Annotated in this window: 25 protein-coding genes; 8 read left to right on the top strand and 17 right to left on the bottom strand. The window is 69.9% G+C overall.

Annotation, left to right across the window (positions count from 1 at the left end; all coding sequences use genetic code 11):
- Nucleotides 1-133: 133 nt before the first annotated feature.
- Nucleotides 134-1012, top strand: a complete 879-nt coding sequence (locus tag BUQ68_RS12820; RefSeq protein WP_075216353.1) for a 3-hydroxybutyryl-CoA dehydrogenase — start codon at nucleotides 134-136, stop codon at nucleotides 1010-1012.
- Between the two features lie 449 nt (nucleotides 1013-1461).
- Here the strand turns inward: BUQ68_RS12820 and purH are convergent, their stop codons facing one another.
- The 4 genes from purH to htpX form a co-directional block, all read right to left on the bottom strand.
- Nucleotides 1462-3048 carry a bifunctional phosphoribosylaminoimidazolecarboxamide formyltransferase/IMP cyclohydrolase gene (purH, locus tag BUQ68_RS12815; RefSeq protein WP_075216352.1) on the bottom strand — a complete coding sequence of 529 codons (1587 nt, stop codon included), beginning with the start codon at nucleotides 3046-3048 and terminating at the stop codon, nucleotides 1462-1464.
- A 133-nt stretch (nucleotides 3049-3181) separates the two neighbouring features.
- Complete coding sequence (locus BUQ68_RS12810; protein ID WP_083656546.1) at nucleotides 3182-4933, bottom strand: heparinase II/III family protein; 1752 nt, start codon at nucleotides 4931-4933, stop codon at nucleotides 3182-3184.
- Between the two features lie 353 nt (nucleotides 4934-5286).
- Complete coding sequence (locus tag BUQ68_RS12805) at nucleotides 5287-6858, bottom strand: RsmB/NOP family class I SAM-dependent RNA methyltransferase (protein ID WP_083656538.1); 1572 nt, start codon at nucleotides 6856-6858, stop codon at nucleotides 5287-5289.
- Nucleotides 6855-7817 carry a zinc metalloprotease HtpX gene (htpX, locus tag BUQ68_RS12800; RefSeq protein ID WP_075216350.1) on the bottom strand — a complete coding sequence of 321 codons (963 nt, stop codon included), beginning with the start codon at nucleotides 7815-7817 and terminating at the stop codon, nucleotides 6855-6857. Before htpX ends, BUQ68_RS12805 begins: the two co-directional genes overlap by 4 nt.
- A 191-nt stretch (nucleotides 7818-8008) precedes the next feature.
- Between htpX and BUQ68_RS12795 the strand changes: the two genes are divergently transcribed.
- Both BUQ68_RS12795 and BUQ68_RS12790 read left to right on the top strand, forming a co-directional pair.
- Nucleotides 8009-8263: a DUF1674 domain-containing protein gene (locus BUQ68_RS12795; protein ID WP_075216349.1), complete on the top strand. Its 255-nt coding sequence runs from the start codon at nucleotides 8009-8011 to the stop codon at nucleotides 8261-8263.
- 466 nt (nucleotides 8264-8729) lie between these two features.
- Entirely contained in the window at nucleotides 8730-9278 is a 549-nt protein-coding gene (locus BUQ68_RS12790) for a disulfide bond formation protein B (protein ID WP_083656545.1), read from the top strand.
- On the opposite strand, the gene BUQ68_RS12785 is transcribed toward BUQ68_RS12790, so the two are convergent.
- Both BUQ68_RS12785 and BUQ68_RS12780 read right to left on the bottom strand, forming a co-directional pair.
- The gene (locus BUQ68_RS12785) at nucleotides 9268-9807 is read right to left on the bottom strand and encodes a DUF924 family protein (protein ID WP_083656537.1); all 540 of its coding nucleotides are present in this window, start codon (nucleotides 9805-9807) and stop codon (nucleotides 9268-9270) included. The genes BUQ68_RS12790 and BUQ68_RS12785 overlap by 11 nt on opposite strands.
- Before the next feature lie 134 nt (nucleotides 9808-9941).
- Entirely contained in the window at nucleotides 9942-11738 is a 1797-nt protein-coding gene (locus BUQ68_RS12780; RefSeq protein ID WP_075216347.1) for a long-chain-acyl-CoA synthetase, read from the bottom strand.
- A gap of 379 nt (nucleotides 11739-12117) precedes the next feature.
- On the opposite strand from BUQ68_RS12780, the gene BUQ68_RS12775 reads away from it, so the two are divergent.
- From BUQ68_RS12775 to BUQ68_RS12760, 5 genes are read left to right on the top strand one after another with little or no spacing between them, the layout of a single operon-like run.
- Nucleotides 12118-12630, top strand: a complete 513-nt coding sequence (locus BUQ68_RS12775; protein WP_075216346.1) for a copper chaperone PCu(A)C — start codon at nucleotides 12118-12120, stop codon at nucleotides 12628-12630.
- Nucleotides 12631-12632: 2 nt separating this feature from the next.
- Nucleotides 12633-13253, top strand: coding sequence for an SCO family protein (locus BUQ68_RS12770; RefSeq protein WP_342587011.1), 621 nt, complete (start codon nucleotides 12633-12635; stop codon nucleotides 13251-13253).
- Nucleotides 13254-13284: 31 nt separating this feature from the next.
- The gene (locus BUQ68_RS12765; protein WP_075216345.1) at nucleotides 13285-13512 is read left to right on the top strand and encodes a hypothetical protein; all 228 of its coding nucleotides are present in this window, start codon (nucleotides 13285-13287) and stop codon (nucleotides 13510-13512) included.
- 49 nt (nucleotides 13513-13561) lie between these two features.
- Nucleotides 13562-13729: a hypothetical protein gene (locus BUQ68_RS23760; protein ID WP_175577808.1), complete on the top strand. Its 168-nt coding sequence runs from the start codon at nucleotides 13562-13564 to the stop codon at nucleotides 13727-13729.
- An 8-nt stretch (nucleotides 13730-13737) separates the two neighbouring features.
- Entirely contained in the window at nucleotides 13738-14004 is a 267-nt protein-coding gene (locus tag BUQ68_RS12760) for a sulfurtransferase TusA family protein (RefSeq protein WP_245293236.1), read from the top strand.
- Between the two features lie 51 nt (nucleotides 14005-14055).
- Here BUQ68_RS12760 and BUQ68_RS12755 read toward each other — a convergent pair whose 3' ends face one another.
- The 11 genes from BUQ68_RS12755 to BUQ68_RS12705 all read right to left on the bottom strand — a co-directional run bounded on the left by BUQ68_RS12755 (nucleotide 14056) and on the right by BUQ68_RS12705 (nucleotide 22493).
- Nucleotides 14056-15423 carry an MFS transporter gene (locus BUQ68_RS12755; RefSeq protein ID WP_245293235.1) on the bottom strand — a complete coding sequence of 456 codons (1368 nt, stop codon included), beginning with the start codon at nucleotides 15421-15423 and terminating at the stop codon, nucleotides 14056-14058.
- A gap of 109 nt (nucleotides 15424-15532) precedes the next feature.
- The gene (locus BUQ68_RS12750) at nucleotides 15533-16480 is read right to left on the bottom strand and encodes an AEC family transporter (protein WP_075216343.1); all 948 of its coding nucleotides are present in this window, start codon (nucleotides 16478-16480) and stop codon (nucleotides 15533-15535) included.
- Between the two features lie 154 nt (nucleotides 16481-16634).
- On the bottom strand, nucleotides 16635-17270 hold the full coding sequence (gene ureG, locus BUQ68_RS12745; RefSeq protein WP_075216342.1) for an urease accessory protein UreG: 636 nt from the start codon (nucleotides 17268-17270) through the stop codon (nucleotides 16635-16637).
- Nucleotides 17267-18010, bottom strand: coding sequence for an urease accessory protein UreF (locus BUQ68_RS12740; RefSeq protein ID WP_075216382.1), 744 nt, complete (start codon nucleotides 18008-18010; stop codon nucleotides 17267-17269). The genes ureG and BUQ68_RS12740 overlap by 4 nt, the downstream gene beginning before the upstream one ends.
- A complete protein-coding gene (locus BUQ68_RS12735; RefSeq protein WP_075216341.1) occupies nucleotides 18003-18653 on the bottom strand; it encodes an urease accessory protein UreE in 651 nt (216 codons plus the stop codon). Before BUQ68_RS12735 ends, BUQ68_RS12740 begins: the two co-directional genes overlap by 8 nt.
- A gap of 15 nt (nucleotides 18654-18668) precedes the next feature.
- Nucleotides 18669-19160 carry a DUF29 domain-containing protein gene (locus BUQ68_RS12730; protein WP_075216340.1) on the bottom strand — a complete coding sequence of 164 codons (492 nt, stop codon included), beginning with the start codon at nucleotides 19158-19160 and terminating at the stop codon, nucleotides 18669-18671.
- Between the two features lie 9 nt (nucleotides 19161-19169).
- Nucleotides 19170-20885: an urease subunit alpha gene (gene ureC / locus BUQ68_RS12725; protein WP_075216339.1), complete on the bottom strand. Its 1716-nt coding sequence runs from the start codon at nucleotides 20883-20885 to the stop codon at nucleotides 19170-19172.
- A 33-nt stretch (nucleotides 20886-20918) separates the two neighbouring features.
- Nucleotides 20919-21314, bottom strand: coding sequence for a type II toxin-antitoxin system VapC family toxin (locus BUQ68_RS12720; RefSeq protein ID WP_075216338.1), 396 nt, complete (start codon nucleotides 21312-21314; stop codon nucleotides 20919-20921).
- A complete protein-coding gene (locus tag BUQ68_RS12715) occupies nucleotides 21311-21586 on the bottom strand; it encodes an AbrB/MazE/SpoVT family DNA-binding domain-containing protein (RefSeq protein ID WP_075216337.1) in 276 nt (91 codons plus the stop codon). The genes BUQ68_RS12720 and BUQ68_RS12715 overlap by 4 nt, the downstream gene beginning before the upstream one ends.
- A 285-nt stretch (nucleotides 21587-21871) precedes the next feature.
- Nucleotides 21872-22177, bottom strand: a complete 306-nt coding sequence (locus BUQ68_RS12710; RefSeq protein ID WP_075216336.1) for an urease subunit beta — start codon at nucleotides 22175-22177, stop codon at nucleotides 21872-21874.
- 13 nt (nucleotides 22178-22190) lie between these two features.
- Nucleotides 22191-22493, bottom strand: coding sequence for an urease subunit gamma (locus BUQ68_RS12705; protein WP_075216335.1), 303 nt, complete (start codon nucleotides 22491-22493; stop codon nucleotides 22191-22193).
- Nucleotides 22494-22567 lie beyond the last annotated feature (74 nt).

Genomic DNA, 22567 nt, shown 5'->3' with positions numbered 1-22567 from the left:
CTTGTCGGCGACCTCTTCGACGTCGTACCAGAACTGACCAAGGCGCTCGGCTGACCGGTGGACCGGCGCGCTCCAGGAGCGAGCGCGCCGCCAGCTGTCCGGCACGGGCCCGCGTGAGCAATCGAGGACGGGTATGGTCGAGATCAACGCGGTGGGCGTCATCGGGGCCGGCCAGATGGGCAGCGGCATCGCGCACGTCTGCGCCCTGAAGGGCTTCAAGGTCGGCCTGCACGACACGTCGCGCGACCGCATCGAGGCGGGGCTTGCCACCATCAACGGCAACCTCACACGCCAGGTGGCCGGCAAGAAGATCACCGAGGAGGAGCGCGTGGACGCGCTCGCCCGCATCCATCCGATCGTGTCGGCGGAGGAGTTCGGCGACTACGACCTGGTGATCGAGGCGGCGACCGAGAACGAGACCGTCAAGCGCAAGATCTTCAGCGCCCTCTGTCCGTCGCTGAAGCCGGAGGCGATGGTCGGCACCAACACGTCGTCCATCAGCATCACCCGGCTCGCCGCCTCCACGGACCGGCCGGAGCGCTTCATCGGCATCCACTTCATGAACCCGGTGCCGGTGATGCAGCTCGTCGAGCTCGTCCGCGGCATCGCTACTGAGGACGAGACCTTCGACGCCGCCAAGCGCTTCGTCGCCCGCCTCGGCAAGACCATCGCGGTGTCGGAGGATTTTCCGGCCTTCATGGTCAACCGCATCCTCCTGCCGATGATCAACGAGGCCATCTACACCCTCTACGAGGGCGTGGGCTCGGTCGATGCCATCGACACCGCCATGCGGCTCGGCGCCAACCACCCCATGGGCCCGCTGCAGCTGGCCGACTTCATCGGCCTCGACACCTGCCTCTCCATCATGCAGGTGCTCTACGAGGGCCTCGCCGACAGCAAGTACCGCCCCTGCCCGCTGCTGGTGAAGTATGTCGAGGCCGGCTGGCTCGGTCGCAAGACCCAGCGCGGCTTCTACGACTACCGCGGCGAAGTGCCGGTCCCGACCCGCTGAGGGCGCCCGGGAGGGGGGATCGGGGCGTTCGACGCGCGACGGGCGCGCCACGGTCCGCGCGGACGAACGATCTTCGCCTTGCACGGTCGGAGGTATGCGTGGGTGGTCCGGCTGAACCGGACCACGACGATCGCGGAGGGGGTGGCATCGGCGGTACGCCACTGGCAGCGGGGCACGCACCTGCGCCGATGCAACCGGGCCGGTTTCGCGCGCGTTTCAGCCCTTCCATCGTCATGGTCCGCGCAGGCGGACCACCCACGCTTTTTCATAGCCGACCGAAATGCGTGGACTGTCGGCCTGAAGCCGACCCTGACGATGCGGGAGGGTTCGAGAGCAGACAGTTGATCGCCAGCGGGCGCTCGATCGATCCGCTCTCTTCATCCCATCCTCTACAGGCAGCTTCCCCTCCCCTCCGCCCTTTCGGCGCTCCCGCCCTCGACCGCTCCCGCTCAGTGGCGGAAGTGGCGCATGCCGGTGAACACCATGGCGAGACCGGCGGCGTCGGCGGCGGCGATGACCTCGTCGTCGCGGACGGAACCGCCCGGCTGGATAACGGCGGTGGCGCCAGCGTCGATGGCCGCCTGGAGGCCGTCGGCGAAGGGGAAGAAGGCGTCGGAGGCGACCGCGGCGCCGTCCGTCAGGCGACCGGAGAGGCCGGCGGCGCGCACCGCGTCCTCGGCCTTGCGGACTGCAATGCGGGCGCTGTCGACGCGGCTCATCTGACCGGCGCCGATGCCGACCGTGCGGCCATCCTTGCCGTAGACGATGGCGTTGGACTTCACGTGCTTGGCCACCTTGAAGGCGAACAGCATGTCGGCGAACTCGCCGTCCGTCGGGGCCCGCCGGGTCACCACCTTGAGGTCGGCGGCGGTGACGACGCCGTTGTCGCGGGACTGCACCAGGAAGCCGCCCGCCACAGTGCGCACCGCAAGGCCCGGCGCGCGCGGATCCGGCAGGCCGCCGGTGACGAGGAGCCGGAGGTTCTTCTTGGCCGCCACGAGGGCGATCGCCTCGTCGGTGGCCTCCGGCGCGATGATGACCTCGGTGAAGACCTCCACGATCCGGGCCGCCGCCGCCGCGTCGAGTGTCCGGTTCAGCGCCACGATGCCGCCGAAGGCCGAGACGGGGTCCGAGGCGAGCGCCTTGACATAGGCCTCCTCTAGGCTGTCGCCGACGGCGACGCCGCACGGGTTGGCGTGCTTGATGATGGCGACCGCCGGGGTGTCGGCGAACTCGGCGACCAGTTCGAAGGCGGCGTCGGTGTCGTTGATGTTGTTGTAGGAAAGCTGCTTGCCCTGCAGCTGGCGCGCGGTGGCGACGCCCGGTCGGCTATCGCCGCCAACGTAGAAGCGCGCCCACTGGTGCGGGTTCTCGCCGTAGCGGAGCGCCTCCTGAAGCCGGCCGCCGACGGCCGCGAAGTCGCCGGTCTCGCCGCCGAGCGTGCGGGCGAACCAGCCGGAGATGGCGGCGTCGTAAGCGGCGGTGCGGCTGAAGGCCTTGGCGGCGAGGCGGCGGCGAAGGTCGAACGGCACGCCGCCGGCGTCGAGTTCGGCGAGCACAGCCGCATAGTCGGCCGGCTCGACGACCACGGTGACATGGGCGTGGTTCTTGGCCGCCGCGCGGATCATCGCCGGACCACCCACGTCGATGTTCTCGATCGTGTCGTCCACCGGGGCGCCGCGGGCGACGGTGGCCTCGAACGGGTAGAGGTTCACCACGAGGAGATCGATCTCCTCGATGCCGTGCTCGATCATGGCGGCCACGTGGTCCGGGTTGTCGCGGACGGCGAGGAGGCCGCCGTGCACCCGGGGGTGCAGGGTCTTCACCCGCCCGTCCATGATCTCCGGGAAGCCTGTCATCTCGGCCACCTCGGTCACCGGCACGCCGGCCCCCTCCAGAAGCGTCTTCGACCCCCCTGTGGTGAGCACCTGCACGCCACGCCCGGCAAGCGCCCGCGCGAAGTCCACGAGCCCGGTCTTGTCCGACACGGAAAGAAGGGCCCGCTTCGGCAGGATGCGGTCGGGTTGGCCGGTCATGGTCGGGGCTCCGGATGAAGGCGCGCGCTTGCGCGCGGAGTGCACGGGTCGGCCGCGCGATTAGCACGGATCTGCCCCGCACGGAACCCGGCGGACCGGGCGACCGGCAGGCTGGCCAAGCGGAGGCAGCCTCTCAGTCGAAGAGACCGGCGTCCCCTTGGGCGACGGACGCGCGCACGGGCCTGCCGCGCGCGGGCAGGCCGGTGCGGACCAGGGTCCAGGCGACCTCCGGCGTGACGCGTGCGCGCCCTGACACCACAATCTGGGCGGACCGGCGGCGACCGTGCACGTCGGAAAGATAGATGCTCTCGGCAAGCTCCGGCTCGATGAGCGGACAGGAGAAGGTCCAGGCCTCGCCGTCCGGCGCCATCAGGAGGATGTCGCCGCCGGCGGTGCGGTTGGCCCGGATCGCCGGGTGGAGGTGGAATCGGATGGCGAACCGGTCGCGGCCGCGCCCCCGGCTCGACCGCGTCATGAGCCGGTCGATGCCGTCGATCCGCCCGCCGTCGGCCTGAAGCACGATCTGGCGCTCGTGGACGAAGCCGAACTGGGCGGCGTAGCCGTCGTGCCGGGCCGTCACCGTGATGGCATCCCCCGTCTGGCGGCGCTCCGCCGTGACGGCGGACGGACCGGAGACGAGCAGCGGCCCGAGACGGCGGCGAAGCATCCGCCGGGTGAGGGTGCGGGCGGAGGAGGTCTCCTCCAGCGTGACGGTGGAATGGGCCGGCGTGGCGCGGGCCACCTGGCGCCACCGTTCGTCGGCATCGGCGACGCCGCAGTTGACCACGAAGCGATGGTGGGTGCCGCTCATTTCCAACGACAGGAACCCGGCATGCGCATGGGCGCTGAGGGCCAGCGGCGGCGGCATGCCGGTGTCCATCAGGATCACCGTGCTGCCGGCCTCCAGGCGCTGGTAGCCGGACGATGTGGCGTCGTGCACCGGCTGGCCGCGCACGTCGTCATAGGCCAGGATGGTGGCCAGAAGATCCGCGGGGGTGGAGCCCATGCCGTTGAAGTGGGCGAAGGCCCCGTCCGAATGGCGGAAGAAGCGCAGCATCGGCATCATGCGGTCGATCGCGCCGATGAGGCTCGGGGGCGGCGAGAGCCCGCGCGCCGTGTAGGCCTGGCGAAGCGGCAGCAGCTCGGCGAGAATCTCCAGAAGCACGCCCGGATGGCGGCTGATGTGACCGCCGTCGGAGAGGATCTGCTCGGCGAGTTCCTGCTCCAGCCGCTGGGTGCCCTGGCGGACGAGCCGCTGCTGGCCGTCCATGGACAGCGCGGCCGCCACCACGGCGATAGCCGAGAGAAGCTGTGGCCAGCCTTCCGGGGCGTCCAGGAAGCGTGTGCGCAGGCGCCGCACCTGACGGGTCAGCGAACGCAGGAAGCGGCGGTAGAAGGCCCTGTCGGCATCTTCCAGGATCAGCGGCGACTGGGTGATCCAGGCGAGCACCCGGCGGGCCAGCACCTCCGGCTCGTAGGCGATCGGCGGCGCCTTGGTCTCCTGGGCGATCCAGTCGGCGACGAGCGCGCGGGCGTTCTGCCGGGTGAGGGCACCGTCGGCGGCGCGCAGGTGCCGCAGCCAGGTGAAGCCATGAAGGGCCGCGGTCCAGTCGTCCGGCGCGTCGTGCACCTCGAAGGGCGACCGTCCGCCGGTTTCCACCACCTTGCCGGCGAAGGCGAAGATGCCGGCGTAGATGTCGGCGGCAAGGGTCGGGTCGGCGGTGCGGATGTCCTGGGGGGCGATCACCAGCCGCTCGGGTGTCGGGCCCGGCCAGCGCCAGCGGGCGAACGGGCCGGTCTCCACGGTCACGACCGCGCGACGCGCCACGACGCCCGCCGCATGGGCGAGGAGGCGGGCTAGTCCGGCGGCCGACTCCCAGGCCATGGCGTCCGCGCCTCCTTTCGGCATCGCCTGCATCGGCGTGGCGTCTCCTGTCCGGGTTGCGGGATCGGAGGATCCGACCGACGGAACCGGGCCGGGCGTCCGGGCCCGCCCTTACAAAGGACGTCGCCACCACGGGATCGACGGGCGCGCGGCCAGGACGGGACGGCCGCGCCCGACGCTGAACCGCCTACGCTCGACCATTGGACCCGCACGTGGTTACCAAATGGTATGCAACCCACTGCCACATTGCATAAAAACGGCCCCGGGACGTCGCCCCGGGGCCGCTCTTGCATGGCTGCAACAGATGGCGGTCTTCTTGCCCGACCCGCTCTCGCGGTCCGGTTGGCAAAGGCTCAGACCTTGCGGCGGAGCCTGGCGGCGTAGAAGCCGTCGAGGCCGGAAAGCCTCGGGTCGGCATGCGGCAGGTGGGTCGGCAAGGTGCGGATGTCGCCCTCGGGCGTGACGATCTCGGCGAGCCCGGCCACCTCGTCGGCGGTCACCGGCACCCGCTCCACCGGCGCGTCGATCAGCATCAGCCGACGGATCTGGTCGGGGCCCTCCTCCGGCTCCAGCGAGCAGGTGGAATAGACGAAGAGACCGCCCGGCTTCAGGCTGCGGATCGCCTGGTCGATCAACTTGCGCTGCAGGCCGGCGAGCGCGGCGACGTCTCCCTGCCCCTTGGCGAACAAGCCGTCCGGATGGCGGCGGAGCGTGCCGGTGGCGGTGCAGGGTGCGTCGAGCAGGATCATGTCGAACGGCCCGGCCAGCCACTCGGTGATGTCGGCAGTGAGCACGTCGGCCTTGAGGCCGAGCCGGAACAGGTTGCGCTGCAGCCGGGCGAGCCGGTAGCCGGAGACGTCGACGGCCGTGACGGTGGCGCCCAAGTGGGCGAGAAGCGCGGTCTTGCCGCCCGGGGCGGCGCAGAGGTCCGCCACCTTCTTGCCCTTCACGTCGCCGAGGAGGCGCACCGGGAAGGTGGCGGCGGCGTCCTGCACCCACCAGGCGCCCTCGTCGTAGCCGGCGAGCTTTTCGATGGCGCCCTGGGTCGGGATGCGGACGGTGCCGTTCGGCAGCACGGTGCCGCCGAGCCGCTCGGCCCAGGCCGCGGGCTCGCTCTTCACCGTCAGGTCGATGCTGGGGTCCACCATCTGCATCTCGGCGATGCCGCGGGCGGTCTCGGCCCCGTAGGTGGCGGTCCAGCGCTCCATCATCCAGGCGGGCGTGTTAAGGGCCGGGGCGTCCTGCTCGGCGAGGATGAGCTCCTTGGCGCCAGCGATCCGGCGGAGCACAGCGTTGACCAGGCCCTTGAACGGCCGAGCGCCCTTGTCAGCGTCCACCACCTCCACCCCGAGGGCGACGGCGGCGTGGTCGGCGATGTCCATGAAGAGCACCTGGGCGGCGGCGACCGCCATGGCGGGCTTCAGGATGCCGGCGTCGTCCGGCAGCGGCCGCTCGAGAAACCGGCCGATGGCGTCGGTGATCTGGCCGTGGTGGCGCAGCGTGATGCCGACGATCGCCCGGACGAGCCCGCGGTCGCGCGGGTCGAGCAGCTGGTAGCGGTCGGCGAGCTTGCCGGTGTCGAGCAACTGGTCGAGCAGCTTGCCCTTCTGCACCGTGGCGACAAGGTCGACAGCGAGCTGGCGCGCCGCAAGGCCCACCTGGCCCTGGGCCCGCGGGCGGGCGTGGCCGGCAAAGCCGCCGCGGCCGGGTCCGCCGGCGGGCCGGTCGTCGCGGCGGGGTCGTCCTTCGCCGGACGGGCGGAACGGCTTGTCGCCGGACGGCTTGCCGGCACGGGCCGGACGCGGACCCTCCGCGCCGCCGGCGGCGGACGCGCCGGGTCCGCGGGCGGGCGGGCGCGGGCCGGACGGCTTGCGGCCTTCAGGCGGGCGCCCGCTGCCGGAACCCGGTGTCTTCGGTGGTCTCATCCCCAGGGTCCACGACGGTTGCTGCGGCTGCCGGTCGGCGCGCTCGGCCGACCCCACGGTCCCCGCCGCACCGGGCGCGCCGCGGGTTCGGCCTGGAACGGCGCGGCCAGGGGGCCGGTCGTCTGGGCGAAATCCATCAGCGCGGCGATCCGGTTCTCGGTGGCCGGGTGGGTCGAGAAGAGGTTGTCCATGCGCTGACCCGACAGCGGATTGATGATGAACATGTGGGCCGTAGCAGGATTCGCCTCGGCCGTCATGTTGGGAATCCGGGCCGCGCCGCCGGCGATCTTCTGGAGCGCGGAGGCAAGCCACTCCGGCCGGCCGCAGATCTCCGCGCCAAGCCGGTCGGCCGAATACTCGCGGGTGCGCGAGATGGCCATCTGCACCAGCATGGCCGCCATGGGGGCGACGATCATGGCGACGATGACGCCGACGAAGCCGAGCGGGTTGTTGTTCTCCCGGTTGCCGCCGAAGAAGAAGCCGAAGTTCGCCAGCATGGAGATGGCGCCCGCGATGGTGGCGGTGATCGTCATGATCAGCGTGTCGCGGTTCTTCACGTGGGCGAGTTCGTGCGCCATCACGCCAGCCACCTCCTCCGGCTGCAGCATCTCAAGAAGGCCGGTGGTGGCCGCTACGGCGGCGTTCTCGGGATTGCGGCCGGTGGCGAAGGCGTTCGGCTGCGGGTTGTCGATGATGTAGACCTTCGGCATCGGCAGTTCGGCATTGGCCGCCAACTGCCGCACCATGCGGTAGAATTCAGGCGCCGTGCGCTCGTCGACCTCCCGGGCGTTGTGCATCCGGAGCACGAGCTTGTCGGCGTTCCAGTAGCTGAAGACGTTCATCGCCGCCGCGGCGAAAAAGGCGATGACCATGCCCTGCTGGCCGCCGATCAGGAAGCCGACGCCCATGAAGAGCGCCGTCATGGCGGCGAGAAGAAGAGCGGTGCGGAAGATGTTCATGGGAAGCGGAACACGACGGGTGTCGCCCCGATGTCGACCGGCGGGGCGGATCCGGCGCCCGGGACGCGACAGGCGCCACCGGACGCCTATATGATGGGGACGCCGGTGCGCGGCATCAAGAAACGGTTGTTTCGGCCGATCCCGACGCGCCCGAACCCGATCGAAGACCATTCTCCGGAAGACGACCGTCGATGACCGAAGAGAGCCAGCCTCCCGTTCCCTCCGCCGTCCCGCAGCCCGAGACGGCGGCGACGGCCGGCGCGGCACCGACCCGCCGCTTCGAGGACCTGCCCCCGGCCGCCCAACGCGCGCTTCTCGAGGCGGAGGCCCGCCGCAAGGCGGAGGCTGAGGCGCAGTCCGGGCCGCGCGAAATCAACGGGCGCGGTGGCCTGGAGCCGGTCCGCTACGGCGACTGGGAGATCAAGGGCCTGACGGCGGACTTCTGAGCCGCCCCCTGGCCGGATCGGTGGCCAGACCGGACGCAGGGTCCGGGATGGTGCGTACATCCTGATACAAACAATCCCGTTTCGGCCCACTTTCGGTCGTCTCAAGGCCCCGAGCCGCCGTCAGTCTCGGCAGCGTTGTCCCGGACAGTCGGCGGTGTGGCTTCGATTTCCAGCCCCCCAGCCCCGCGAAGCCGGATCGACGATCCCGCAGGCCCCGGCCCGCGGGGTCCGGGACAATCCGTTCTCCCAGACCAGACGTCCGCCCCGACGGACCGCCGGACCGGCTCGCCCCTCCCGCGGGCCGGTCCGGTTGCGATCGCGGGTGGTCGAGAACCGGCCCGTGGACGATGCGGCGGCAGGCTGATAGAGCAGTCTCGACCTTGACCGGTCTCCTGCGGCCGACGATGCTCCGTCCTTAAACGGACGAGCGCCGGTCGGCAGGATCTTGAGACCGACGGAGCCCATGATGTCCGTGTCCGCCACCGCGCCGTCCACCGGTTCTTTCGTCCGTACGACTGTGTGGAAAGCGCCGCTCGCGGCCGGTTTCCTGGTCGGGCTTGCGGCCATTGCCACCGCGTGGGGCTACCAGATCATCGGCGGCTATGTGCCCTGCAAGCTCTGCTACCAGGAGCGCATCCCCTATTACGTGGGCCTGCCCCTTATCCTCCTGTCGCTGCTTCTGGCCGGACGGGCGCCCGGCGCCGCCCGCCTGTTCGCGGTTCTCGGCGGGATCGCCTTCCTGGTCGGAACCGGGCTCGGGGGCTATCACGCGGGCGCCGAATGGGGCTTCTGGCCGGGGCCGAACGACTGCGGCGGCGGCACCGGGCCGACCACGGACGCCGGCAATCTGCTCGCCCAGCTTCAGTCCACCCGGCTCGTCTCCTGCACCGAGGCGAGCTGGCGCATGCTCGGCCTCTCCTTTGCCGGATGGAACGCCGTGCTTTCCGCGGCCGTCGCTGCCGCCGCCTTCCTGGGTGCCGCCGGAAACCGGTCCGCCCGCGCGATCAGCCGCTGAAGCCGCCGCTCGCCAGATAGGCGTCCTCCGCCTCCGTGGAGACACGGCCGAGAATGGCGTTGCGGTGAGGGAAACGGCCGAAACGGCGGATCGCGTCCATGTGGATCAGGGCGTAGTGGTAGACCTCCATGCCGAGGGTGCGGGTGAGGTCCACGCAAAGCTCCTGGTCGGCCATGTCCTCCGCGTGGGTGAAGGGCAGGTAGAAGAACACCCGCACGTCCTTGCTGAAAGCTTTCGGAAAGCCTTTGTCCAGCGCCCGCCGGGCGATGGCGAGCGCCTTGGCGTCGGTGGCGAAGGCGCGGGGCGTGCCGCGAAAGATGTTGCGGGGGATCTGGTCGAGGAGGATCAGGAGCGCGAGCGTGCCGTGCGGCGTCTCCTCCCAGCTGTCGAACGCCCCGCCCGCCGCCTCCTCGTGGAGGCCGAGGAGGGCCGTCCGGCAGGCCTCGTCGAAGGCCTCGCCGCCGCGGAACCACTTGGCCGCCCCGGCCTCCCACCAGAAGTCCAGCACGGTAAGCGCGGCGTCGGTCATCGGAACATCCTTCTCCCCATGGGTCATTCGCCGCTCACCATACCAAGTTTGGCAGGGTCCGACCTCTTGGACCTTTTAAGGCGCTGAGCAGGAACGCGACGGGGCCGGCCGGTCAGCCGAAATGTTCATGTATTTCAAAGTCGTATCTCGCCCGATACGATGGCGGCGTAAAGGTCCGGGTCGAGGCGGACGTAGCGCTTTTCGACCGGATGCAGGAAGAAGACCGGATCGGCGAGACGCGACGGGTCGAAGCCTTCGCCGACGAGGTCGACCTTCTTAAGCTTGAAGGTGCCGGTCACCTCGATGTCCGACTTGAGGCGCAGGAAGACGGGCTTGGCGTAGGCGGGCAGTTGGGCGTCCAGGTGCCGGGAGAGGCCATCCAGGTCGATGTCGGTGGTGCAGGTGAGCGCCGCCATGCCGGCCCGCCCTTCCCGCCCCGGGACCGCGACCCCGTAGACATTCGGCGTGGCGATCCCCGGATAGACGCCGAGCGCCTCGGAGACCTCCGAAGTCGCCACGTTCTCGCCCTTCCAGCGGAAGGTGTCGCCGATGCGGTCGATGAAGTAGAAATAGCCGAGCGCGTCCTTGCGGACGAGATCTCCGGTGCGGAACCACCTGTCTCCGGGCGTTGAAACGTCGGTGGCGATCTTCTTGGCGGTCGCCACCGGGTCGGCATAACCTTCGAAGCGCTGGGCCGGCTTGGACGGATCGTTGAGGATCTCCGAGATCATCTCACCCACTTCGTCGGGCGCGCACTCGATCGCACGGCCGTCCGGACCGCGCAGCATCTCGCCGGTGTCGAGGTCGGTGCGCACCACCTTGATCGGAAAGCGGTGCCGGATCCACCGCGGCACGCGGCCGATGGAGCCCGGACGGTCGTCGAAATTGAAGATCGCCGCGTTGCCCTCGGTCGCCGCATACCACTCCAGGATCTTCGGAATGCCGAACCGGCTCTGGAACGGCACCCAGATGTCGGGCCTCAGGCCATTGCCGCTGGCGAGGCGGATGGCGTGCTGGCGCTCCTTCGGATGCGGCGGCGAGTTGACGAGGTAGCGGCAAAGTTCGCCGATGTATTGAAACAAAGTGCACTTGTAGCCGGCGATGTCGTCCCAGAAGCGGCCGGCGGAGAATTTGCGGGCGATCACCACCGATCCGCCGACCGTCAACACCGTGCCGACGGCCAGCACGCCGCCGGACGTGTGGTAGAGCGGCAGCGCCACGTACATGCGGTCGTCCTTGGTGGCGTTCATGGCGGCGGAGAAGCCGTTCATGATCGCCTGGACCCGGTAGTGGTTGATGTTGGCGGCCTTCGGCAGACCGGTGGTGCCGGAGGTGTAGATGAAGAGGCAGCGGTCCTCGATGGTGAGGGCCGGGCGCTCGCCCGCCGGGATGTCGGCATCGTCCGTGCGCTCGATCAGAAGGTCCAGGCGCTCGCCGGCCTCGGACGGTCCGTGCGACCAGACGGTCGGTGCGCCGGTGATGGCCGGGCGCGCGGTGGCGAAGGCGGCGGCAAGATCGCTGCCGACGATCACGTGCTTCGGCGCGACGATGTTGACACAGTGGGCGAGCGACGGGCCGGTGAGGTTGGTGTTGACCAGGGCGACCACGCCGCCCGCGCGGGCGATGCCGAGCCAGATCGCCAGATACTCGGCCCGGTTCGCCATGAAAAGGGCCACGCAGTCGCCCTTCTTCACGCCGTGCGCCATGGCCCAGCGGGCATAGCGGTTGCCGCGCCGATGATAGTCCGCGTAGGTGAGGCTCTCCTCCTCGGAGATCAGCGCCGGGCGGTCCCCGAAGCGGGCGGCGAGGTCCGCCACCACGTCCGGCCAGACCCGGTCCCGTGCTTTGGCGACCGGGGTCACCCGGCCCAGCATGCGGACGAATCCGGACGCATAGGCGAATTCGCTTCTGGCACGCGCGACAACACTCATCTGCCGAACCCTCCCCGGGCCGTCTCGCGCGGCCTCTTGCCGGCCCGTGCCGCGCAAGCGGAACCTGGACCGGTCCATCCTCCTGCACGCCCGCCCTCTCGACGTGACGTGAACGTAAGCGTCAACATGCCGCCTTGTCGCCGACCATGCAAGTGTGAACATCCGCGCCCAGGGAGCGGGTGATTTCCGCCTGCCGACCGTTTATGTGTGCGACGGGCGGCCGGATGGAAAGAGCCGCCGGGATCGTGGACAGCCAGGCGCGACGACGGCGCGCCGGCACCTGCGGCGCCCCCGGCCGGATCGAAAATCCTGCCCTCGACGAGGCGCGCCGCCCGAAGCGCGCCCTATCTTGAACGACCTGTGGAGGAAACACGAGACCATGCGCCTGACCCGACGACCTGCGATCCTCGCCCTTGCGGCCCTGCTCGGCCTCGGCGCCGTCGGCCCGGCTCCGGCCCAGTCCATCCAGGAAGCGCCGGTGGAACTGCCGTCCGTGCGCGTCGGCGACCTGGAGATCGTGGCGCCCTGGTCCCGGGCGACCCCGCCCGGCGGCAAGGTGGGCGCCGGCTATATGGTGCTCCGCAACCATGGCACCACGCCCATCGAACTCACCGGCGGCAGCGTGCCGTTCGCGCAGCGCACCGAACTGCATGTGATGAAGGTGGTGGACGGTTACATGCAGATGCGGCCGGTGGAGAGCCTGGCGGTGCCGCCCGGCGGCGAACTCGAACTAAAGCCCGGCGGCCCCCATATCATGTTCCTCGGCCTGACGCAGATGCTGCGGGTCGGCAATGCCTATGACATCACCCTCGCCTTCAAGGACGGCACCTCGACCACCGTGAAGGCGGTCGTCTGGGACGTGGGGCTGATGCGGACCGAAAAGAAGAGCTGACCATGATCAAGTGGGTACGGATCGCCACCTGGGGCCTCGTCGTCGTGCTGGCGGGCGTCACCGGCTGGCTCGTCGTCATGGGCCAGATGGGCCAGGGTCCCGCCGCCGTCACGTCGACGGGCGAGGCGGCCGTCGGCGGTCCGTTCACGCTGGTCAACCAGGACGGCGAGCCGGTGACAGAGGCGATGGTGGCCGGCCGGCCCTACGCCATCTTCTTCGGCTTCACCCACTGCCCGGATGTCTGTCCGACGACCCTCGCCGAGCTGACCGTGGCGCTTCAGGACCTCGGACCGGCGGCGGACGATCTGGCGGTGCTCTTCGTCACCGTGGACCCGGAGCGCGACACGCCTGAGGCCCTGAAAAGCTATATCGCGTCCTTCTCCGATCGGGTGACGGGCCTCACCGGGACCGAGGCCCAGATCGCCGACGTGGTTGCCAAGTATCGGGTCTACCGCCGCAAGGTGCCGTCGGAGAGCGGCGACGACTACACCATGGACCATACGGCCGCCGTCTATCTGATGGGTCCGGACGGACGCTTCCGCGGGACCATCTCCTACGGCGAGCCCCAGGCCGACGCGATCGCCAAGCTGCGCCGGCTGGTGGAAGACGCCGGAACGGGCTAAAATCGGCCGTCGGTTTCCAAAGGATCTCCAGATGTCCGCCCCTTTGCCGCAGGCATACGGCCAGCAGCCGGTCGATACGTCGCCCGCCCTGGACAGCGCCGCGACGCCGGCCATGCCGCGCGTCGTGGAGCGCGCGATCGTGTGGGGCGGCGTCGGTCTGATGTCGGCCGCGGCCGTCGGGGCGGTGCTCCTCAATCTCGCCTACGGGGAGGCGGCCTTCGCGGCGCGGCTGATCGCCGGCATCGCCGGCTGCCTCTAGGATCGAGGCCCGTAAGCCATCCCCTCTCCGTCCATCCGCAAGGTGTGTCATGAGACGCGAACCCGCCCCCGACATGCCGCCGACCGCCCGGCGCAGCGACCTCGTGCTCTCGGTGATGCTGCCCCTCTCGGTCATCCTGGTGGGGGTGGCCCTCTCGGTCGACCCGTCCGCCACACTCGCGGCGGTGATCGATCTCTGCCGCTCGGTTCTGCCTTGAGCGGACAGGTGCCGCTCAGGCCTTCGTCGAGCGACGGCGGGATCGACGATCCGGGCGCCGTCCGGCTCGACCTGAAGGGCCTCAACTGCCCCCTCCCCGTGTTGAAGACCCGGCGGGCGCTGGCCCGCATGGCGCCCGGCGCCCGGCTGCTGGTGGAGGCGACGGACCCCATGGCGGCGATCGACATGCCGCACTTCTGCACAGAGGCCGGCCATCGGCTGGTCGGCCGGGCCACGGACGGCCCGGTGCTGCGCTTCCTGATCGAGCGGGCCTGAACGGTCGCTGATACCTGGCTCGTGAAGGCCGGCTTGGTATGACAGTCCCTGTCAGCGCGCCGGCACGCGGACGCCGGAGAGCAGGAAGGCGCCGACGAGGAAGAAGACCACGAGCGGGACGACGCCCATGCGCTGGCTGTCGGTCAGGTCGGTGGCGATGCCGACGAGAAGCGGCCCGGCGAAGCTGGTGATCTTGCCGGTGAGGGCGAAGAGCCCGAAGAAGCGGCCGGTCTCCCCTTCCGGCGCCAGCCGGCAGAGCAGCGTGCGCGAGGCTGCCTGCACCGGCCCGACCGCAAGGCCGATGAGCGCCCCGAACACCATGTAGACCCGTTCTGGCCAGGTGGCGTAGAGCCCGTCGCCGGGCGCCGGGCCGACCGTCTCCACCACAAGGAAGATGTGGGTGGCGTCCACGGTGAGGATGGCGATGGAGCAGGCGGTGAGGAGGGCGAGCGCGCCGAGCACCACCCGCTTCGACCCGAACCGGTCGTCGAGCCGGCCGCCCACGAAGGCGCCCACCGTGCCGGTGATGGTGAGAAGGATGCCGAAGAGGCCGATCTCGATGGTGCCCCAGCCAAAGGTGCCGGCCGCGTAGACACCGCCGAAGGCGAAGAGGGCGACGAGACCGTCCGTGTAGATCATGTTGGCGATGAGAAAGCGCCCCATGCCGGGCCGATGCTTCAGCCGCGAAAGCGTTTCCTTCAGGGACGCGAAGGCGCCGCGAACCGCGGCGAGGATGGGCACCCCCGTGCCGCCGCGCCCGTCGGGCGTGAAGAGGAGGAGCGGCAGCACCAGCACCGCGAACCAGAGCGCCGTGAGAGGCCCGGCCGCCCGGTCGCCCTCGCGGGCGGCCGGGTCGAGGCCGAACAGCGGCTCCAGGCCGACGAGGGTGCGCCCGGTCTCCGGATCGGCCGCCAGGAAGCCGAGCACGAAGACCAGCGACAGAAGGCCGCCGGCAAAACCCGCCGCCCAACCGGTGCCGGAGAGGCGCCCGAGCCGCTCGGGCGGCACGATGCGGGTCATCATGGCGTTGTTGAAAATGATGGCATATTCCGCCCCGATGGTGCCAAGGGCGAAGAGCACGAGCGCCAGGGGTACGAGGTCGGCCCGTCCGGGCTCGACCAGCCAGAGCCCGGCGGAGGCGAGCGCCATCAGACCGCCGAAGAGCGCGATGAAGGGCTTGCGCCGGCCGGTCTCGTCGGCGATGGCGCCGAGCATGGGGGCGGTGAGCGCGATGGTGAGGCCGGCCGCCGCCGTCGCATAGCCCCAGAGCGCCTGCCCGGCGGCCGGTGTCGGCGCGACGGCGGCGGCGAAATAGGGCGCGAACACGAAGGTGGTGATGAGGGTGAAGAAGGGCTGGGTGGCCGGGTCGAACAGGATCCAGCCGATCACGCCCCGCCGGTCGGCATAGGGTTGGCTCAACGGGTCACCTCGCGGGGCGCGGACGGGTGCGGGTCTGATGCTTGATGCACCGTCGCCGAACCCGGTGTGGGCTGCAAGCCCCGACGGAACGGGTCTGCCCCGATCAGGCTCACAGGCCGAGCGCCAGCGCCCAGGCGGTGACGGTGATCGCCCCGAGCGCCGTCGTCAGCGTGATCACCGACGAGGCGAGGCCGTGGCCGACGCCGAAATGGCTGGCGATCAGGTAGGCGTTGACGCCGGTCGGCACCGCGGAGGTGAGCACGATGGCGGCCGTCCAGGTGGGCGGCAGGCCGAGGAGATGCGCCGCCAGGAAGACGCAGGCGGGCATCAGCACGAGCTTCAGCGCCGACAGGGTGACGGCCGGCCCCACGTGGCCGGAGAAGCCGTATTTCTTCACCGCCATGCCCATGGAGAGAAGCGCCGCCGGACCGGCGATGCCGGCGATCTGGTCGATGACGATCCCGGGGGCGCCGCCCGTTGACAATCCGGTGAGGCGGAAGAGGGAGCCGGCGACGAGGCCGATCACCAGCGGATTGCGGATGAGGTTGCGGCCGACCTGGGCGAGGATGGCGAGGAGCCCGCGCCCGGGCTTGCCCTCCACCTTCCGCTCGGCCCGCTCCATCATGAGCGTGCCGGCCACCATCATCACCGGCAGATGGACGGAAAGCAGGATGGAGAGCGCGACGACGCCCTCGTCGTCGAGCACCCGATCGACCAGCGGCAGGCCGATGAAGACGTTGTTGGCGAAGGCCGACGACACGCCCGCCACCACGCCGAGCCGGGTGTCGCGCTTGAACACCCGGGTGGCGATCAGGTGGCCGACCGTCCAGGTGACGAGCACGCCGAAGAAGTAGGCGATCCAGAGCCCCCAGGGCGAGGCGCCGTGGAAGTCGGCGCGGGCAACGGTGCGGAAGAGGAGGACCGGCACGGCGATCTTGAAGACGAAGTCGCTGAGCGCATCGCCCACATCGGCCTTGAGGAGCTTCACCGTCACCGCGAGCCAGCCGATCGCGATGAGCACGAAGATGGGAAGGACGTCGAGGGCGATCTCGGACATGGGACGGGGGACGGTCTGCCGATCGTGGAGAGGACGACGGCGGAACACCGTCACGCCCCCTGCCTACCCCCGGCACCCTCGTCCGACAAGCGGGCATTCATCCGACAAGTGTGGATTGTCGCCGACGTGGGTCAGGCCGTGGTGACGGACCGCGTCAGCCGGAGAGGCCGCCCGCCTCCTCGATGAAGGCGACCACCTTGTCGACGTTGTGGCCGGCGCGGACGTTGGTGAAGACGAAGGGCTTGCCGCGGCGCATGCGCGTGGCGTCCCGGTCCATCACCTCCAGAGAGGCGCCGACGTAGGGTGCGAGGTCGATCTTGTTGATGACGAGGAGGTCGGAGCGGGTGATGCCGGGGCCGCCCTTGCGGGGGATCTTGTCGCCGGCGGAGACGTCGATGACGTAGATCGTCAGATCGGCGAGTTCGGGCGAAAAGGTAGCGGCGAGGTTGTCGCCGCCGGATTCGATCAGGATGACCTCCAGACCGGGGAAGCGCTCGTTCATGTCGGCGACGGCCGCGAGGTTGATGGAGGCGTCCTCGCGGATGGCCGTGTGCGGGCAGCCGCCTGTCTCCACCCCGGCGATGCGCTCCGGCGGCAGCGCGCCGGACCGGGTGAGGAACTCGGCGTCCTCCTTGGTGTAGATGTCGTTGGTGATGGCGGCGATGTCGTAGCGCTCGCGGAGCACCTTGCAGAGCGCGTCCATCAGCGCCGTCTTGCCGGACCCGACGGGGCCGCCGATGCCGACCCGGAGGGGACCGTGGGCTGGCGTGGACTTGGTTTGCGCGCTCATGAGCGGAACAGCCTCGTGTACTGGGTTTCGTGTTTCATGGACGCGATGTCGGCCCGCAGCGCCGCGCCGCCGACGTCGTCCGGGGCGGCCGCGCGGGCTTCGCCGGCGGTCTCGGCGACGACGCCGGTGAGCGCGCGGATCACGCGCTGGCCGTCGGTCTGGCCGAGCGGCACGGCGCGGACCGCCGCCGAGACGAGATTGGCCACGAAGGCGGTGAGGTGGGCCTCCAGGAGGGCGCCGAGCGGGATGGCGTGGTCGGCGCCGGCGACGCCGACCGCGACCGCATAGGCGACCGGCGTCGGCGCCAGATCGTCGGCGAGCGCGGACAGGGTCGGCGCCTCCCAGGTGGCGGCGACGGCGGTCACGAAGGCCTTGCCCTGGGCACCCGCCTCCAGCCGCCGCTCGCGGGAGGGCTGCAGCGCGAAGGCGAGGTCGGCGGCGTCCGTCAGGCGCAGGGTGTCCCGCACGCGCGTCGCCCGCCAGGCCTCGGCGAGGAGGACCGCGTCGGTCCGCCCGGCGCCGTGGCGGAGCACGGACCCGATCCACGCCTCAAGGCTGGCCGCGTTGGTGACGGTGCCGTCCTCGATCGCCCATTCCAGGCCGTGGCTGTAGGTGAAAGCGCCTACCGGGAAGGCCGGCGACAGCCATGTCATCAGCCGCACGAGCGCCGCCCCGTCGGGCGCGCGGTCCTCGTCGTCGCCGGTGCAGCGTGGTTCGGCGGCGGCGGAGCCGTCAGCCATGCTTGTGACCATGGTCGTGCGCGTGGCCGTGGTCATGGGAATGGTCGTGGCCGCATCCGCAGGCGTCGCCATGGACGTGGGTAGGGGCATCCCCGTGGTCGTGGTCGTGGGCATGGTCATGGTCATGGTCATGACGATGGTCGTGGATGTGCCCATGGTCGAGCGCCTGATCGTGTCCGTGAGCGGGACCGTGGTCGTGACCCTGCACCGTCCCGTGGCCGTAGGCGCCGCCTTCCGGATCGAAGGCGGCCGAGACGTGCGCCACCCGGGCGCCGAGCTTCACGAGCATGTCCTCGATCACGTGATCCTCGCGGATGCGCAGCCGGTCGCCCATCAGCTGGGTCGGCAGGTGCCGGTTGCCGAGGTGCCAGGCGATGCGCACCAGATGCCCGGCGTCGTCGGCCGTCACCTCCAGGAGCCGCTCGGGCTTGGCCACCACGGCGATCAGCCGGCCGTCCTCCAACTCGAGCGCATCGCCCTCCTTCATCACCTGCGCCTCGGGGAGGTTCAGGAGGAAGACGGTCTTCTCCAGGCAGCGCATGACGAGACGGCGGCGGTGCCGGTCGTCGCGTTCCAGCACGAGACGGTCGGCCGGTTCGCCGGACCAGGTGCCGGCGGGGAGTATGCGGGTGGCGGTGATCATGACAATGTCCTGTGGTCAGTCCAGAACGAGATCGTCGGGGGACCAGGGCTGGCCCGGCATGAATCCATAGTAGAGAACATCCCGGACGTCATAAGGGCATCGATCGGGAAGCGTCCGCAGATCGCGGCGCATCTCCTCGGCGGCCTCCCGGCGGGCCGTGGCATAGGCCTGATCGATCACGTTCTCCGGAAACGCGGCGAGGCTGGGGCTGTCCTCGATGAGGCCGTCGATGTGCGTTCGCATCTCGCCGATCGTGGTCTGCCAACTCATCGAACGCCGTTCAGGCTGATGCTCCCACTTGAGCAGATGAGCGAGGAGCTTGATCAGCCGGCTGCGAATTTCGCGCTTTTGCGAACGGCCCAAACTCTCGATCTCCTCCGCGAGATTGTCCCAGTCGACGTCGTTGTGCGTGCGGGCGCGCAGCTTCGCCGCCTGATCCTGCGTCCAGGCGAAAAAGTCCTCCTCGTAGAGGTCGGGCCGTATCGGTTTTTCGAGCGGCTTGGCCATGCTTCCAGTCTAGAACAGGAAGTAACGCTGCGCCATCGGCAGCACCTCGGCGGGTTCGCAGGTCAGAAGCTCGCCGTCGGCGCGGACTTCGTAGGTTTCCGGGTCCACCTCGAGGTTGGGCGTCGCGAAGTTGTGCACCATGGAGGCCTTGGAGATGCCGCCGCGGACGTTTTCCACGGGCAGGACCAGGCTGTCGAGGCCGAGGCGGTTCTTGATGCCGGCGTCAAAGGCGGCCTTCGACACGAAGGTGACGCGGGAGGCCTGGAGCGCCTTGCCGAAGGCGCCGAACATCGGCCGGTAGTGCACCGGCTGCGGCGTCGGGATGGAGGCGTTGGGATCGCCCATGGGGGCGGCCGCGATGGTGCCCATCTTGATCACCAGGTCCGGCTTCACCCCGAAGAAGGCGGGCGACCAGAGGACGAGGTCGGCGAGCTTGCCGACTTCCACGGAGCCCACGTGCTTGTCGAGGCCGTGGGCGATGGCGGCGTTGATGGTGACCTTGGCGATGTAGCGCTTGACGCGGAAGTTGTCGGCGCCGGTGCCGACGTCTTCGGCGAGGGTGCCGCGCTGCACCTTCATCTTGTGGGCGGTCTGGAAGGTGCGGATGATCACCTCGCCGACGCGGCCCATGGCCTGGCTGTCGGAGGCGATGATGGAGAAGGCGCCCATGTCGTGGAGGATGTCCTCCGCCGCGATGGTCTCCTTGCGGATGCGGCTCTCGGCGAAGGCGACGTCCTCGGGAATAGAGGGGTCCAGGTGGTGGCACACCATGAGCATGTCGAGATGCTCGTCGAGGGTGTTGCGGGTGTAGGGCCGGGTCGGGTTGGTGGACGACGGCAGCACGTTCGAAAGGCCCGCCACCTTGATGATGTCCGGCGCGTGGCCGCCACCGGCGCCTTCCGTGTGGAAGGCGTGGATGGTGCGGCCCTTCATGGCCGCCACCGTGTCCTCCACGAAGCCGCTCTCGTTCAGCGTATCCGTGTGGATCATCACCTGGATGTCAAAGGCGTCGGCGACCGAGAGGCAGTTGTCGATGGTGGCGGGGGTGGTGCCCCAGTCCTCGTGGAGCTTCAGTGCGCAGGCGCCGGCCAGAATCTGCTCCTCCAGGGCCGCCGGCAGCGCCGCGTTGCCCTTGCCGGAGAAGGCCAGATTCATCGGGAAGGCCTCGGCGGCCTGAATCATGCGGGTGATGTGCCAGGGGCCGGGGGTGCAGGTGGTGGCCGCGGTGCCCGTCGCCGGACCGGTGCCGCCACCCAGCATGGTGGTGACGCCCGACATGAGGGCATCGTCGATCTGCTGCGGGCAGATGTAGTGGATGTGGGTGTCGAGCGCCCCGGCGGTGAGGATCTTGCCCTCGCCGGCGATCGCCTCGGTGCCCGGGCCGACGATGATGTCGACGCCCGGCTGGACGTCCGGGTTGCCGGCCTTGCCGATGCCGACGATGCGCCCGTCCTTGAGGCCGACGTCCGCCTTGACGATGCCCCAGTGGTCGATGATGAGCGCGTTGGTGATGACCGTGTCGACCGCGCCGGCGGCCCGCGTCACCTGGGACTGGCCCATGCCGTCGCGGATCACCTTGCCGCCGCCGAACTTCACCTCCTCGCCGTAGGTGGTGAAGTCCTTCTCCACCGTGACCAGGAGTTCGGTGTCGGCGAGGCGGACCTTGTCGCCGATGGTGGGGCCGAACATGTCGGCATAGGCGGCACGGGACATACGGAAGGACATGGGCGGGGTCCTGGTGCTTTGGAAAGGACAGGCTCAGGGAACGGCGGAGAAGGGAGCACGCCGGGCGGCGCGGCTGTCGAAGGTGGCGGTCGAGGAACAGCCGTAGACGTCGTTGATCTCGGCGACGAAGCGCTCGATGAAGGATCCGCCGGACAGTTCGGTGTCGCGAAGGGCGCGCAGCACCGCCTCGCGATCGGGAAAGCAGTAGGCCGCGCTCTCCGTCATGGCGCGGAGGATCCCGGCGATCTCGCGGACGGGCATGCGGTAGACCACCTGCAGGGTCATGACGAATTCGGCCAGCACCACCGCGTTGATCACCGCCGGATCGTTGCTGCCGCGTTTGCCGAAGAAGCGGGTGGCGCGGTCCGACTGGGCCGGGTCGTCGAGAAGGACGGCGCGAAGCAGCACGTGCACGTCGACGCCGATCATTCCGGCCCTTCCGACGGATCGGCCGCCGGACGCCCGGCCACCCCCTCGGCGATCAGCCGGGACCGCTCCTCCTCGCCGACCGGGGCCGCGTAGCGCGCCGCCCGTCCGAAGATGGACGACGCCGGGCGGTTGCGCGGGTGGATGAACACCTCTCCGGACCGGTGCACGAAGAATTCGATGGTGTCGCCCGGCCGGATGCCGAGCGCCGAGCGCACCTCCGCGGGCAGGGTGAACTGCCCCTTGGCGGTGACCTTGGACGAGCCGAGATGCATGGCGGGCGCCTCCTGAAGACGGGCCGGAACGCCTTACCTTAGCATGGGAAGTAAGGGGCCTTAAGGGACGGTCCGCGAGGAGGGCCAGCGCGCGCTGCTGATCTCCCGTCGCGACCAACGCGTCGGCGGTGAGGCTGGCCCTTGGGTTGATGGATGCGTAGGTGGTCCGCCTGCGCGGACCATGACGGTCGGGGGTGTCCCGGCGATGCGCCATGGCCGCCGGGCGGCACGGGCGGCTTGCCGCGCGGTGCCGGTCGACGGTCATGGGAGCGGGGGACGTCACCGTCACAGGGACCCCATCACCTTCTGCCGAAAGCCGTAGACCTCCCGCTTGCCGCGGTAGGGGACGAGGGTCACCGACCGGGTCTGGCCCGGCTCGAAGCGGACGGCGGTGCCGGCCGGGATGTCGAGCCGGTGGCCGTGGGCCGCTTCCCGGTCGAACGACAGGGCGCCGTTGGTCTCGGCGAAATGGTAGTGGCTGCCGACCTGGATCGGCCGGTCGCCGGTGTTGGAGACGTCGAGCGTCACGGTCGGCAGGCCGGCGTTGAGTTCGATCTCGCCATCGGCCGGGAAGATTTCTCCAGGGATCATCAGGCAGCCCTTTTCAGCGGATCGGTTGGTGGACGGTGACAAGCTTCGTCCCGTCCGGGAAGGTCGCTTCCACCTGGACGTCGTGGATCATCTCGGCGATGCCCGGCATGACCTGGTCGCGGGTGAGCACGCCGGCGCCCTCGGCCATCAGCTGGGCGACGGTCTTGCCGTCGCGGGCGCCTTCCACCACGAAATCCGTGATGAGGGCGACGGCCTCCGGGTGGTTGAGCTTCACGCCCCGCTCCAGGCGGCGGCGCGCCACCATGGCGGCCATGGCGATCAGAAGCTTGTCCTTTTCTCGCGGCGTCAGATTCATGTCGGAAGTCCTGCCCGTTCGTCGTCCTGTTGGGTCCGTGTCGTCGGTCCGGCCGCGCCCGGAGGTCGCCCGGC

The sequence above is a fragment of the Mongoliimonas terrestris genome (assembly GCF_001927285.1).
GTDB lineage: Bacteria > Pseudomonadota > Alphaproteobacteria > Rhizobiales > Pleomorphomonadaceae > Chthonobacter > Chthonobacter terrestris.
This window is presented reverse-complemented; position numbering and strand designations above follow the sequence as displayed.

Excerpts from the sequence above, each read along its gene's own strand:
- BUQ68_RS12820 (WP_075216353.1), top strand. The coding sequence starts at position 134 with ATGGTCGAGATCAACGCGGTGGGCGTCATCGGGGCCGGCCAGATGGGC.
- purH (WP_075216352.1), bottom strand. The coding sequence starts at position 3,048 with ATGACCGGCCAACCCGACCGCATCCTGCCGAAGCGGGCCCTTCTTTCC.
- BUQ68_RS12810 (WP_083656546.1), bottom strand. The coding sequence starts at position 4,933 with ATGGCCTGGGAGTCGGCCGCCGGACTAGCCCGCCTCCTCGCCCATGCG.
- BUQ68_RS12805 (WP_083656538.1), bottom strand. The coding sequence starts at position 6,858 with ATGAGACCACCGAAGACACCGGGTTCCGGCAGCGGGCGCCCGCCTGAA.
- htpX (WP_075216350.1), bottom strand. The coding sequence starts at position 7,817 with ATGAACATCTTCCGCACCGCTCTTCTTCTCGCCGCCATGACGGCGCTC.
- BUQ68_RS12795 (WP_075216349.1), top strand. The coding sequence starts at position 8,009 with ATGACCGAAGAGAGCCAGCCTCCCGTTCCCTCCGCCGTCCCGCAGCCC.
- BUQ68_RS12790 (WP_083656545.1), top strand. The coding sequence starts at position 8,730 with ATGTCCGTGTCCGCCACCGCGCCGTCCACCGGTTCTTTCGTCCGTACG.
- BUQ68_RS12785 (WP_083656537.1), bottom strand. The coding sequence starts at position 9,807 with ATGACCGACGCCGCGCTTACCGTGCTGGACTTCTGGTGGGAGGCCGGG.
- BUQ68_RS12780 (WP_075216347.1), bottom strand. The coding sequence starts at position 11,738 with ATGAGTGTTGTCGCGCGTGCCAGAAGCGAATTCGCCTATGCGTCCGGA.
- BUQ68_RS12775 (WP_075216346.1), top strand. The coding sequence starts at position 12,118 with ATGCGCCTGACCCGACGACCTGCGATCCTCGCCCTTGCGGCCCTGCTC.
- BUQ68_RS12770 (WP_342587011.1), top strand. The coding sequence starts at position 12,633 with ATGATCAAGTGGGTACGGATCGCCACCTGGGGCCTCGTCGTCGTGCTG.
- BUQ68_RS12765 (WP_075216345.1), top strand. The coding sequence starts at position 13,285 with ATGTCCGCCCCTTTGCCGCAGGCATACGGCCAGCAGCCGGTCGATACG.
- BUQ68_RS23760 (WP_175577808.1), top strand. The coding sequence starts at position 13,562 with ATGAGACGCGAACCCGCCCCCGACATGCCGCCGACCGCCCGGCGCAGC.
- BUQ68_RS12750 (WP_075216343.1), bottom strand. The coding sequence starts at position 16,480 with ATGTCCGAGATCGCCCTCGACGTCCTTCCCATCTTCGTGCTCATCGCG.
- ureG (WP_075216342.1), bottom strand. The coding sequence starts at position 17,270 with ATGAGCGCGCAAACCAAGTCCACGCCAGCCCACGGTCCCCTCCGGGTC.
- BUQ68_RS12740 (WP_075216382.1), bottom strand. The coding sequence starts at position 18,010 with ATGGCTGACGGCTCCGCCGCCGCCGAACCACGCTGCACCGGCGACGAC.
- BUQ68_RS12735 (WP_075216341.1), bottom strand. The coding sequence starts at position 18,653 with ATGATCACCGCCACCCGCATACTCCCCGCCGGCACCTGGTCCGGCGAA.
- BUQ68_RS12730 (WP_075216340.1), bottom strand. The coding sequence starts at position 19,160 with ATGGCCAAGCCGCTCGAAAAACCGATACGGCCCGACCTCTACGAGGAG.
- ureC (WP_075216339.1), bottom strand. The coding sequence starts at position 20,885 with ATGTCCTTCCGTATGTCCCGTGCCGCCTATGCCGACATGTTCGGCCCC.
- BUQ68_RS12720 (WP_075216338.1), bottom strand. The coding sequence starts at position 21,314 with ATGATCGGCGTCGACGTGCACGTGCTGCTTCGCGCCGTCCTTCTCGAC.
- BUQ68_RS12715 (WP_075216337.1), bottom strand. The coding sequence starts at position 21,586 with ATGCATCTCGGCTCGTCCAAGGTCACCGCCAAGGGGCAGTTCACCCTG.
- BUQ68_RS12710 (WP_075216336.1), bottom strand. The coding sequence starts at position 22,177 with ATGATCCCTGGAGAAATCTTCCCGGCCGATGGCGAGATCGAACTCAAC.
- BUQ68_RS12705 (WP_075216335.1), bottom strand. The coding sequence starts at position 22,493 with ATGAATCTGACGCCGCGAGAAAAGGACAAGCTTCTGATCGCCATGGCC.